The 12,666-nt window shown below is 64.5% G+C and carries 9 protein-coding genes and 1 pseudogene; 3 read left to right on the top strand and 7 right to left on the bottom strand.

What is annotated here, in order from left to right:
* Positions 1-449 (bottom strand): annotated as a pseudogene (locus tag X803_RS22530) (hypothetical protein); the annotation flags it as partial.
* A gap of 275 nt (positions 450-724) precedes the next feature.
* Here X803_RS22530 and X803_RS18840 point away from each other — a divergent pair.
* A complete protein-coding gene (locus tag X803_RS18840; protein WP_051470604.1) occupies positions 725-1,450 on the top strand; it encodes an ATP-binding cassette domain-containing protein in 726 nt (241 codons plus the stop codon).
* Between the two features lie 223 nt (positions 1,451-1,673).
* Positions 1,674-2,099, top strand: coding sequence for a hypothetical protein (locus tag X803_RS0108920; RefSeq protein ID WP_026544877.1), 426 nt, complete (start codon positions 1,674-1,676; stop codon positions 2,097-2,099).
* Positions 2,100-2,958: 859 nt separating this feature from the next.
* On the opposite strand, the gene X803_RS0108910 is transcribed toward X803_RS0108920, so the two are convergent.
* The 6 genes from X803_RS0108910 to X803_RS0108885 form a co-directional block, all read right to left on the bottom strand.
* Positions 2,959-4,218, bottom strand: coding sequence for an FAD-binding protein (locus X803_RS0108910; protein WP_026544875.1), 1,260 nt, complete (start codon positions 4,216-4,218; stop codon positions 2,959-2,961).
* 83 nt (positions 4,219-4,301) lie between these two features.
* On the bottom strand, positions 4,302-5,537 hold the full coding sequence (mmsB, locus tag X803_RS0108905; RefSeq protein ID WP_051470603.1) for a multiple monosaccharide ABC transporter permease: 1,236 nt from the start codon (positions 5,535-5,537) through the stop codon (positions 4,302-4,304).
* 4 nt (positions 5,538-5,541) lie between these two features.
* Positions 5,542-7,071 (bottom strand): multiple monosaccharide ABC transporter ATP-binding protein, encoded by a 1,530-nt coding sequence (gene mmsA / locus X803_RS0108900; RefSeq protein ID WP_026544873.1) that lies wholly within the window; start codon positions 7,069-7,071, stop codon positions 5,542-5,544.
* A 71-nt stretch (positions 7,072-7,142) separates the two neighbouring features.
* Positions 7,143-8,261 carry a multiple monosaccharide ABC transporter substrate-binding protein gene (gene chvE / locus X803_RS0108895; RefSeq protein ID WP_026544872.1) on the bottom strand — a complete coding sequence of 373 codons (1,119 nt, stop codon included), beginning with the start codon at positions 8,259-8,261 and terminating at the stop codon, positions 7,143-7,145.
* Between the two features lie 252 nt (positions 8,262-8,513).
* Positions 8,514-10,028, bottom strand: coding sequence for an L-arabinose isomerase (gene araA, locus X803_RS0108890; protein WP_026544871.1), 1,515 nt, complete (start codon positions 10,026-10,028; stop codon positions 8,514-8,516).
* The gene (locus X803_RS0108885; protein ID WP_026544870.1) at positions 10,025-10,756 is read right to left on the bottom strand and encodes an L-ribulose-5-phosphate 4-epimerase; all 732 of its coding nucleotides are present in this window, start codon (positions 10,754-10,756) and stop codon (positions 10,025-10,027) included. The genes araA and X803_RS0108885 overlap by 4 nt, the downstream gene beginning before the upstream one ends.
* Positions 10,757-11,004: 248 nt before the next feature.
* Between X803_RS0108885 and X803_RS0108880 the strand changes: the two genes are divergently transcribed.
* Positions 11,005-12,630, top strand: coding sequence for a xylulokinase (locus tag X803_RS0108880; RefSeq protein ID WP_026544869.1), 1,626 nt, complete (start codon positions 11,005-11,007; stop codon positions 12,628-12,630).
* Positions 12,631-12,666 lie beyond the last annotated feature (36 nt).

Raw genomic sequence — 12,666 nt, 5'->3', positions numbered from 1 at the left:
GGCTCGCCGTCGACACCCGGAACAGCGGGAACGGCAGGCACGGCCGGCACGGCCGGAACAGCTACACCGGAACCGCGAACTTCAGCGTCTGCGGCGGCGTCAGCCTGTGCGTCAGCCTCAACCTCTTCAGCCTCTGCCTCAGCGGCAGCCTCAGCGTTGGCTGCGGGTGACGCGGGGACGGCAGGAACCGCGGGTGTAGCGGGAACGGCAGGCAGGTCATCCTCGCCGGGAACGGCGGGCACGGCAGGAACGGCAGGCAGCGCGGGGACGGCGGGCACAGCGGCGTCGGCGGGTGCGACCACTGCGTTCACGTCGGCAGCACCGTCAGCAGCGCCTTCAACGGAGGGGGCAGCAACTGCTACCCCGGCACCGGCAACGGCGATGACAGCCGCAAGGGCAGCACCCTTGACGGGCAGGCTGAGGGCGTTGAAGCGATCGTGCATGTTCAATGAAACTCCTTGGTAGGTCTTCTTCGAAGGGGCTGCACCGCTCAAATGGGGGGCGGAACGGCGCAGCCTCACATGGATGTAATCGACGGAGGCACGCAAAGGGTTACGCACCCGCTCAAAAAACTTTTCGGCACCCACCGCGTCGGCGGAAGCGGCGCAACATTACGTCAAACTGTCGCGTGCTGACGGGATCTGACGTGGTTCCGGCTAGGTTTAGGGATGATCACTGGCGGGCACCCGTGTGCCCGGACACCTGGATACCTACGGAGTAGCCGATGAGTCCCAGCCCGGTTCCACCCCACCACACGGTGGTCAAGCGCGCGTCGACCCCGCTGCCCGTTTCCTTCATCAACCTGCACGCCGAGGGTGTGCGGGATGTCAGCCTCGATATCCGCGCCGGTGAGGTCCTCGCCTTTGTAGGCCAGGAGAACGACGGCGCCTCCCACCTTCTGCGTACCGCTGCCGGTCTCGATCATCCACGGTCGGGGTCCGTTCTGGTCGGCGGCGAACCGGTCCGCCGCACGGACGACCGCTGTTCCTGGACGCCCCGGGACGCCGACCTCCAGCCGGCCCACTCCCTGCAGGCGAACCTGGCCCTGGGCCTGAACAAAAGTTCCAGCGCCAGCGAGGGCAAGGCGAAGATCGCCGAGCTCCTCGACCTGGCTGGCCTGCACCGGTTCGCGAAGCTGCTGCCCACCGATGTCACGGCGGAAATTGTCAGGCGGGCGGCGCTGGCCCGTGCCCTTGCGGGCGGACCGGGCGTCCTGCTCCTCGACCACCCGTTCGCAGCGGTGGAGGGTGCGGCCCGGACTGTGCTGCATAACGTACTCCAGACTCTTCACCGCGCGCTCCCGACCACCGTCCTCCTCGCGACCAACAGCATGGAGGAAGCCGTCCGCCTCGCCGATCGCGTGGTGGTGCTGGGCCGGACCGCGGCGGAGGATGTCACCGGCGCGCTCTCCATCCGCGAGATCCGGGACGGGCAGCGGAAGCAGCGCTGATTCCGGCGCTGCAAATTTCAGCGGCCGTGCCGTTCCATTCCGTCACGCGCCGACGGCCGCGGTGCTCAGTTCCGCGATAGGGCCTCAGCCTTCGACGGGTTAACCGTTATCGGTGCGCCGCAGCGCTATCCGGATGTGCCGGCGTCGTCCTGACCTGTGGATAACGCAGGCGGACCAGACTCCGGGTGAATAGTGTTGTTCCGTCCCGACGGAATGGATACTGATGACTGACACTCCTCTGCCGCACAACGACACACCGCAGTCCAGGTTGCCCGGGTCCTGGAGAGCACGCCGGGTCGTCGCGCTGACAGCGCCGGTGATCGTTGTTGCGCTGGCTGCCGCGAGCTACGCCCGGTTCCATTCAGCCGTGCAGGAAGATCCTTCCAATGGGAGCGCCGATACAGCTGTCGCCGACGGAGTGGTCCTGCTCAGCCCGATGGGAATGATTGCCCTGATTGGTTTCCTTTTCGCCTACTCAACCCGCGGCACCCCGGCACGCGGGTCCGGGTTGCTCAGCGTGATCGTCAACCTCCTCCTCACGGTGGTGCTCATCGTTCCAGCGATCATTGTGTTCCCCATCTTTGTGCATCTACTCCCATTCCTGCTCTCGGACGCCGCCCACTGGGTACTCGCCCGTCTGGGTTGGTGAAAGCGCAGGAGAAAGCGGGGCTTCACACTCGATACAGAAGTCCATCCACTGTGTAAACTGGTAAGCGCACTTACCAGTCGGGCGGTTCGCATCCGGCGGAACCGACGCACCGGCACAGTGCAGCTGTTCAGCGCCAGTCGCCTCCGCAGCGGTTTGGAGATTCCAGTGCAGAGCACTTCTTTGTGGTACAGGTTCGCTGTCGGCGCGGCTGTAGTCGCCGGAGCAACGTTCGCCGCGATACCGTCGGCCAGCGCCGATCACAACTCGGGACGGGGCTCGGATCCCTCTCCGTCGGCGCCTGCCACGGCTCCTGACGAGCCGCCGACCGAGCCGGAGCCTGAACCCGAACCGGCCCCTGTCGATCCCCCCGTGACTGAACCCGTCACGCCGACGCAACCGGCGCCGCCCGAAGTCGCGCCCGTGCCGGAGCCCGAACCTGCGCCGGCCCCGGCCGTATCCCCGAGCAAGTCTCCACCCCCGCCGCCTGCGCCCGAACCGGCTGCTCCGGCACCAGAAGCTGAACCGGCTCCCGCACCGGTGATCCTTCCTCCGCCGCCTGCCCCCTTGCTGCCGCTCCCGGCAGAGTTCATCCCGCCCGAGCAGCCCACGCCTGAGGAGGCGGAGCCTGCGGAACCTGAACTCGCACCGTTCGCGCTACCGCCGTATGCCTGGGCTCCGATGTATCAGGCCCCGGAACCCACTGAGTCTGACGCCCCCGCAGCGCCTGCCGCCGGAAGCCAGTCACCAGCGGCCGCCGCAGCCGGCTTCCCGCTGCTGCCCGGTCTCGCCGCCGTGCTGTTCGCTCTGCTGGCCGCCGGCATGGTGGCGGTCGGGATCCGGTCCCGCGGGCCACGAGGCATCAGCGCCCCATAAGTCCGTCCGTGAACGGGTTGGCGAAGACCCCGTCCGGATCGAGGCGCTTGGCCAACAACCTGAAGTCCCCCAGCCGCGGATACAGCCGATCAAGATCCTGCGCATCGGAATTGAACAGCTTGCCCCAGTGAGGCCTGGCGGAAAACGGCTCCAGCGCCGCCTCGAGTTTCGGCAGAAGCTTCTGGACTGCCGGCTGATCCTGCACCCAGGTGAAGTGCAGACCCACAGCATCCGTGCCGTAACTTGAACTCAGCCACAGCTCATCGGCCGCAACGGTGCGGATCTCGTTGACCTGAAGCAGCGGCACGATCTCGGCGCTCAGCTCCCGCACCGCGCGGATGGCATCGACAGCGTGCACCCGGGGCACGAGATACTCCGACTGCAGTTCCACACCGTTGCTGGGCGTGAAGTCGAGCTTGAAGTGGGGCAGCCTGTTGTACCAGGGGCCGGCCGCACCGAGCTGAGGCGTGCAGCCGATGGCCGGTAGCCCGGGCAGGGGGTGGCGCTCGTCGTCCGCCGCGACAGCACCGAACAGGGTTCCTTCCAGAGGTGCATCACGGTCCGGCCTGCGCTTCACCCAAACGGCATCGGCGACGTCGGGATCCCGCCAGGTGGTGAAAACGCTGACGCTGTATGCGGCACCGGTGACGCCGTCGAAATCCCGAAGCAGGTTCTCCAGCGGAAGCTTTTCGAAGACGGTCTGCTCCACCTCAAATGCCGGTTCCACCTCAAGCTCCAGCCTCGTGACGATCCCCAGCGCCCCGAGGTTGACCACTGCTCCGTCAAAGTCCGGATCGCCCGCGGAAAACCTCACCAGCTCACCGCTGGCGGTGACCAGCTCCAGCCCGACGACGGCGGCCGCCAGCGAACGGTTCCGGACGCCGGAGCCGTGGGTGCCCGTGGCCACGGCCCCGCCCACCGAGATGTGCGGCAATGACGCGAGGTTGGCGAGTGCCAGACCTTCCCGCTCCAGCTCCCCCGCCAGTTCGCCATAGCGGATCCCGGCGCCCACGGACACGGTGGAGCCCTCCCGGTTGACGGTCACCGGACCGGTCAGCGCCGCCGTCGACAGCAGCTCGGTTGTTCCGTCGGCGATGTCGTTGAAGGAGTGCCGGGACCCGAGCGCGCGGATGGACGAGGATGCGGCAACAATGCGGCGGACCTCATCCACCGACGTCGGCTTGTGAAGTGTCGAGGCACTGTAGGCCAGGTTGCCCGCCCAGTTGGTGCCGACGTCGTTCGTCATCGATCTTCTCCTACCCGTGAGTTGGCAGGACACACCCCTAATCCGTGGGGATAAGCGGCGTGTCCTGCCAAATGAACTTCAGCCTATTTCAGCGCGTTGGACGCTTTGCGCTTGTTGAAGACGTCAAAGGCGACAGCCAGCAGCAGCACTATGCCCTTGATGAACTGCTGGTAGTCGATGCCGACGCCAAGCAGGGACATGCCGTTGTTCAGGACGCCCATGATGAGTCCACCGGTGATGGCCCCGACCACTGTGCCCACGCCGCCGGTGACGGCGGCCCCACCGATGAAGGCTGCGGCGATGGCATCAAGCTCGAAGAGGGTACCGGCGCCCGGTCCTGCCGAATTCAACCGTCCGGTGAAGACCAATCCCGCCAGTGCAGCCAGTACGCCCATGTTTACGAAAAGCCAGAAGTCGATGTGCCGCGTTTTCACACCCGACAGCTGTGCGGCCTGCAGGTTCCCACCGCGGGCGTAAATATGACGACCGAAGACTGAGTTGTTCATGACCGCGCTGTACGCGACGACGAGGATACCCAGCACCACAAGCACAATGGGCGTACCGCTCCGGGAGGAAGCCAGCAGATAGGTGAGTCCGAGAATGATAACGATGCCGAAGGTGAGCTTGGTGTAGAACCAGGCAGAAGGCTCGTCCTCGAGGTTGAGCTTTTTGCGGGCTGCACGGTTACGCAGCTGACTGAAGATCAGCAGCGCCGCGGAGATGAGCCCGAGGCCCACCGTTGTCCAGTCGAGGATATTCGTGTCCGGCGGGAACAGTCCCGGGAAGAGGAAACCGCCGCCCAGCTGACGGTATTCACTCGGGAACCCGGAGATACGCTGGTTATCGAGCGTGATCTGAGCAAGGCCGCGGAACAGGAGCATGCCCGCCAGCGTCACAATGAAGGCCGGGATCCCCACGTAAGCCACCCAGAAACCCTGCCAGGCCCCGACGAGGGCGCCGATGACGAGTGACAGGAAGAGTGTCAGCCACCAGGGGAAGCCCCAGTCCTGGATCATTACTCCCGACATCGCACCGACGAAGGCGGCCACCGAGCCGACGGACAGGTCGATATGGCCGGCGATAATAATCATCACCATGCCGATGGCCAGCAGCAGGATGTAGCTGTTCTGAACAATGATGTTCGAGACGTTGTCTGCCTGCAGCAGCTGCCCGCCGGTCAGAACCTGGAACAGGGTCACGATGACCAGGAGCGCTACGAAGATACCGATCTGGCGCAGCCGGCTGGTCAGGAAAGCGAGTCCGTGCTTGACGGTAGGACGTGGCGGCGTTGCTTCGGCTTCCTTGACGGTTGTTGCCATGGAGTTAGTCCTTTTCCTTGGTCATGTGTTGCATGAGGTATTCGGGGGTGGCGTCCGCGATGGGCACTTCCGCGGTGATGACGCCTTCCGCGAGGGTGTAGATACGGTCGCAGATACCGAGCAGCTCAGGCAGTTCAGAGGAGATGACGATAATCGCCTTACCCTCGGCAGCGAGGCGATTGATGATGGTGTAAATCTCGTACTTGGCGCCGACGTCTATGCCGCGCGTGGGCTCATCGAGAATCAGGATGTCGGGATCAGCGAACATCCACTTGGACAGCACCACTTTTTGCTGGTTACCGCCCGAAAGCTTGCCGGTCACAGCAGAAACCGACGGCGCTTTGATGTTCATGGATTTGCGGTAGTCATTGGCGACGACCGTTTCCCGATGCCCGTCGACCCAGCCGAACCGTGCGAGCTTGCCAAGCGCCGAACCGGAGACATTCCGCTTGATGTCCTCAATGAGGTTCAGTCCGTACCGCTTCCGGTCTTCAGTGGCGTAGGCGATCCCATGCCTGATCGCCTCGCTGACGGTTCGTGCGGTGATTTCCTTGCCGTTCTTGTACAGCCGCCCTGAGATCGCGGACCCATAACTGCGGCCGAAAATGCTCATCGCCAGCTCCGTGCGTCCGGCCCCCATGAGGCCGGCTATGCCGACGATTTCGCCTGCACGGACGTTGAGGTGGGCCTTGTCGACGATCACCCGATGATGTTCCTGCGGATGGTGGACCGTCCAGTCCTCAACCCTGAACACCTCCTCCCCGATGGACGGCGTGCGTTCGGGGTAGCGATGTGCCATGTCCCGCCCGACCATTCCTTTGATGATGCGTTCCTCAGTAACAGAGCCGTCATGGAGACTGAGGGTTTCGATGGTGCGGCCGTCGCGGATGATCGTGACGGAGTCGGCGACCGCACGAATCTCGTTGAGCTTGTGGCTGATGATGATGCTGGTGATGCCTTCGGCCTTCAAACCGCTCACCAGCGAGAGCAGATGGGCCGAGTCCTCATCGTTGAGAGCTGCTGTCGGCTCATCCAATATGAGCAGCTTCACATCCTTGGAGAGCGCCTTTGCGATTTCCACGAGCTGCTGGGCGCCAACGCCGATGTCCTGCGCGCGCGTGACCGGATTGACGCGTAACCCCACACGGTTCAGGAGCTTTGCCGCCTCGAGGTTCGTGGTGTTCCAGTCGATGAAGCCGCCCCTCGCGCGCTCATTGCCGAGAAAGATGTTTTCGGCAATCGACAGATAGGGGGAAAGCGCGAGTTCCTGGTGGATGATGACGATGCCGCTGCGTTCGCTGTCCTTGATGTCCCGGAAGGACGCAGGCTGACCTTCGAAGACAATTTCGCCGTCATACGTCCCGTGAGGATACACGCCCGAGAGGACCTTCATGAGCGTGGACTTGCCTGCACCGTTTTCACCGCAGATGGCATGTACCTCGCCCCGTGCGACCTCGAGGTTGACGCCGTCGAGCGCGCGGACCCCGGGGAAGGTCTTGGTGATCTCACGCATTTCAAGAATGTGTTGAGTCATAACTGCCTCACTTCACTGTGCTGTGCCGGAAAAGGGCGGCCACCTAAAGCGGCCGCCCCTGTTCCGAATGACTACTGCAGTTCGTCCGCGTTGTAATATCCGCTGTCGACGAGCACTTCCTCGTAGTTCTCAGCCGTGACGATCTCCGACTCGAGGAGGTATGACGGCACGATCTTCTCACCGTTGTCATAGGTTTCGGTGTCGTTGACCTCAGGCTCTTCGCCCTTCATCAGTGCATCCACCATCAACACCGCTCGCTCCCCAAGCTTGCGGACATCCTTGAAGATGGTCGAGTACTGTTCGCCGGCGATGATCGATTTCACGGATCCGAGCTCGGCGTCCTGGCCGGTGACGACAGGAAGCTCATCCTTGGAGTAGCCGCCGGAGGTCAGTGCCGAAATGATACCGATGGACAGTCCGTCATAGGGTGACAACACACCGTCGAGGCGCTCGCCGCCGCCAACGGTGATGAGGTCCTCCATGCGGGCCTGGGCCGTGGCCGGGAGCCAGCGGAGGATGGCAGCTTGGTCAAACTCGGTCTGGCCGCTGGGAACGTTCAGCACTCCGCTGTCCAGGTACGGCTGCAGTGTGTCCATCGCGCCCTCCCAGAAGAAGGTCGCGTTGTTGTCGTCCGGGCTGCCGGCGAAGAGCTCCACGTTGAACGGGCCCTCCTCACCGGTCTCCTCGCCGTTCTCGTCGAGCACACCGAGGCCGGTCAGCAGCGATGTGGCCTGCTGAACGCCTACCTGGTAGTTGTCGAAGGTGGTGTAGTAGTCAACGGTGTCTGATCCGTTGATCAGGCGGTCGTAGGCGATGACGGGGATGTCCTGCGATTCGGCCGTTTCCAGAACACTGGTGAGCGTGGTGCCGTCGATCGAGGCGATGACCAGGGCCTCGGCCCCACCGTTGATCATGTTCTCGATCTGGGAGATCTGGGTGGGAATGTCATCGTTTGCGAACTGGAGGTCCACCTCGTAGCCGAGCTCCTCGAGCTGCGCCTGAACGTTCTCACCGTCCGCAATCCACCGCTCCGACTGCTGCGTCGGCATGGCCACGCCGATCCGGGCGCCTTCGTTGGATCCCTCCTCAGCGGCCTCGCCACCGCCGCCACCGCGGCTGCCGCCGCAGGCTGAGAGGGACAGTACCAGCGCGCTAGCGGCGGCCACGCCCATAAGCATGTTCTTCTTCATGTCATTCCTTTCCTGCCGGGCACCAGTGCCCGGAAGTTCCGTGTACCGGCAGCGACGAAGGCCGCCGCCACTCGAAAGTGATGTGATCGGTCACATCCCGCTACCTTAGACCTACAACGCAGCCTGGGAACGGGAGTCGCTACGATCGTTATGGGTCTGTAATGCTCGGGAAAACGCAGTCCCGTGAGTTGGCAGGACACACCCCTCATTCGTGAGGATAAGCGGCGTGTCCTGCCAAATGAACTACGACGGCTAGAGCTTTTGCGCCAGCCGGTAATACGCGGCATTCCACCGCAGCTCGCGCTGGAACTCACGCAGCGTCGTCGTGCTGTCGATGCGGAGCAGTTCCGTACCGGCGATGTCCGCGAAGTCCTCGAACACATCCAGCCCGACGGCGGTGCTCATCACCGTGTGGTGCGCAGCTCCCGCACTGAGCCAGGCCGCGGCCGACGTCGCGAGATCCGGCTGCGGCTTCCAGACGGCGCGGGCCACCGGCAGGTTGGGCAGCGGCGCGTCCGGCGGAACCACTTCGACGGCGTTGGCCGTGAGGCGGAAACGGTCGCGCATGTCGGACATGGCGACGACGACGGCATCCCCGGAGTCCGTGTCGAACACCAGCCGGACGGGGTCCTCCTTGCCGCCGATCCCCAGCGGATGCACCTCAAGGGTCGGCTTTGACGTGGTGAGCGTCGGGCAGATCTCGAGCATGTGCGCGCCCAGGATCTTCTCCTCCCCGGGCACCAGGTGGTAGGTGTAGTCCTCCATCAGCGACGCGCCGCCGGGCAGCCCGGCACCCATCACCTTGGCAGCCCGGACCAGGACGGCGGTCTTCCAGTCACCCTCCGCGCCGAACCCGTAGCCCGCCGCCATCAGGCGCTGGACCGCGAGCCCGGGAAGCTGGCGCAGCCCACCAAGGTCCTCGAACGTCGTCGTGAAGGCGCCGAAGGAGCCGCCCTCCAGGAAGGACAGCAGCGCGAGTTCCTGCCGCGCACCGTAGCGGAGGGACTCGTGACGGTCACCTCCGCTCCGGAGTTCGGGAACGACGTCGTACGTTGCCTCGTACTCTTCGACGAGCGCGTCGATGTCCGCCTCGGACTGCGCCTCGACCACCTCGACGAGTTCGTTGACGCCCCAGGTGTTGATGGAGACCCCGAAGCGCAGCTCCGCTTCCGTCTTGTCACCCTCGGTGACGGCGACGTTGCGCATGTTGTCACCGAAGCGGGCCACCTTGAGCTCGTGCACAGCCGCCCAGCCGGCGGCGGCGCGGGACCAGGTGGCGATCTGCGCGGTGACAGCGGGGTTGGAAACATGCCCGACGACGGTCTTCCGTGCCACCGAGAGCCGGGTCTGGATGTACCCGAACTCGCGGTCGCCGTGGGCAGCCTGATTGAGGTTCATGAAGTCGAAATCGATGTCCGCCCACGGCAGTTCCACATTGATCTGCGTGTGCAGGTGCAGCAGCGGCTTGCGCAGGGTGTCCAGGCCGGCGATCCACATCTTGGCGGGACTGAAGGTGTGCATCCAGGCGATGACCCCGATGGTCCTGTCGCTGGCGTTTGCCTCCAGTGCCATGCGGCGGATGGAAGCGGAGTCCTTCAGGGTGGGCTTCCAGACCACCTTGACCGGCACATCGGAGGAGTCGATCAGCTTGACGATCTGCTGGGACTGTTCGGCCACCTGGCGGAGGGTTTCCTCGCCGTAGAGGTCCTGGCTTCCGGTGAGGAACCAGATCTCGTATTCGTCCAGGGAGTTGTTGAGGGCGGTCACTGTGCGGCTCCGGTTCTGACGGGCGTCGGCTGCCCGTACACGTTCTGATAGCGGTCAAAGAGTGATTCGATGTGGCGCTGCTCAATAGGCAGCGGGTCACCGAGCTGGCGGGAGATGTGGATGGTGCGGGCCACGTCCTCGAGCATGACGGCGGCCTTGACGGCGTCGCGCGCGTCCTTGCCGATGGTGAACGGTCCGTGGTTCTGCATGAGGACCGCCCGCGAGCGATGGCCGGTGAGGGTCTCGACGATGCCGCGGCCGATCGAGTCATCACCGATGATCGCGAACGGGCCCACCGGGATCTCGCCGCCGAACTCATCCGCCATGGCGGTGATCACGCAGGGAATGGATTCCCCGCGTGCGGCCCACGCCGTCGCGTAGGTGGAGTGCGTGTGGACTACTCCCCCGACACGCGGCATGTTGCGGTAGACGTAGGCGTGCGCGGCGGTGTCGCTCGAGGGCGAGCGCTCGGAACCGGGCGTACCTTCGAGAACGTTCCCGTCCAGGTCGCAGAGGATCTGGTTTTCGGGAGTCAGCTCGTCATAGTCCACGCCGCTGGGTTTGATCACGAACAGGTCCTGGCCCGGCACGCGTCCCGAGACGTTCCCGCCGGTCCACACCACCAGGTTGTAGCGGACCAGCTCGGCATGCAGCGCGGCTACATCGCGGCGTACGGCATTGATGCCGTCCAGTTCACGGTCTGAAAAGGACCTGGTGGTGCTAGTCATGGGTTTGACCCGCTTTCTCGTTGGCGGCCGCCGAATTCCTGAAATGCCGCATCCTGGCTTCCCGTGTGCTGCAGCGGAAGCTGGTGTTGGTTGTGAATTTTGCACCGGACCTACCGGATGTGACCGTTCACACTATATGCTGGAGGTCACGTTTGATGTCAAGCACTCCAGGACCGGGACACCTCAAATCAATGGAATCGGTCAGGAAAAACAGCCGCCGTGACCCCCAAGCCAAGGAGACTCTCTTCATGACCGACGCCAGAGACGTTATCGCCGAAGGCCGCACCAGCCTCGGAATCGAACTCGGGTCCACCCGCATCAAGGCGTGCCTGATCGGTGAGGATCCCTCGACGGTGCTGGCCGTAGGCAGCCATGACTGGGAGAACCAACTCGTCGACCGCCTGTGGACCTACTCCCTCGAAGACGTCTGGGCGGGCATTCAGGCCGCCTACGCGGACCTGGGCGCCGACGTCGAACGCCGGTACGGCACGCGGCTGGAGAGTCTGGGAGCGATAGGCGTCTCAGCGATGATGCATGGTTACCTTGCCTTCGACGACGGCGGCGAACTGCTCGTTCCCTTCCGCACCTGGCGCAATACCAACACCGGGCCGGCTGCGGCGGAGCTCACCGAACTTTTCGGAGTCAATATCCCGCTGCGCTGGTCGATTGCACACCTGCACCAGGCCGTGCGGGACGGTGAACCGCACGTATCGCAGGTTCGCTCCATCACAACCCTCGCCGGCTACGTGCATCGGGAACTGACCGGGCGCAAGGTCCTTGGCGTTGGCGATGCGTCAGGGATGTTCCCTATCGACTTCCGTACCGGGAATTACGACGCCGGACTGCTCGCCCGCTATGACACCCTGACAGCCGAAACTGCACCGGGTCTGAAGCTCTCCGAACTGCTGCCCGACGTGTTGACGGCTGGACAGCCGGCAGGCGAACTGACCGCTGCGGGAGCCGCTCTCCTTGACCCCTCGGGCAGCCTGCGGCCCGGAGCCCTGCTGTGCCCACCGGAAGGTGATGCCGGCACCGGGATGGTGGCAACCTGTTCCGTTGCCCCCCGCACCGGCAACGTGAGCGCCGGCACGAGCATCTTCGCGATGGTGGTGCTCGAGCGGCCGCTCGAGCGGGTGCACCACGAGCTGGATCTGGTCACAACTCCTTCCGGTGACCCTGTCGCCATGGTGCACTGCAACAACGGTGCCAGCGAACTCGCAGCGTGGGTGGGGCTCTTCTCCCGCTTCGCGGCCGCGTCCGGAGCCGTGTCAGCATCCGGTGCCCTCCTGAATTCGGATGATGTCTTCACCACTCTCTTCAGTGAAGCGCTCGACGGCGCCCCCAACGCCGGCGGGCTGCTCGCCTACAACCACCTCGCCGGTGAGCCGATCGCCGAAATCACCGAGGGCCGGCCGCTGTTCCTTCGGACTCCGGACAGCGAATTCACGCTGGCCAACTTCATGCGCGCCCAACTGTATGGGGTATTCGGCACGCTGGCACTGGGTATGCGCGTGCTCAGCGGGGAGGGTGTCGAGCTGGATCGGATGTTTGCGCACGGAGGCATGTTCCGCACCGCAGGGGTGGCGCAGCGCTTCCTCTCCGGGGCTCTCGCCGCACCGGTCTCCGTGGCGGCGACAGCCTCCGAAGGCGGCCCCTGGGGTATGGCGGTGCTGGCTTCCTACGCCTCGGCCAACGCCGCCGGCAACGAACTCGACCTGGACGCTTACCTGCGTAAGCAGGTATTCGCCGGAACGGAATTCGAAACAACGGAACCGGACGCGGCCGACGTCGCGGGCTTCGCGGACTACCTCGACCGTTATCACGAGGGCCTTCAGGTGGAACGCGCCGCGATCAGAGCCCTGCCCGTGGAGTGATTCCGGTCCATCCGCACCGTGCGGAGTGGAGCGGCG

The sequence above is a fragment of the Arthrobacter sp. 35/47 genome (assembly GCF_000520475.1).
Classification (GTDB): Bacteria; Actinomycetota; Actinomycetes; order Actinomycetales; family Micrococcaceae; genus Arthrobacter_D; species Arthrobacter_D subterraneus.
Note: the sequence above shows the minus strand (reverse complement) of the source record. Positions and strands in the feature narration are given on the sequence as shown.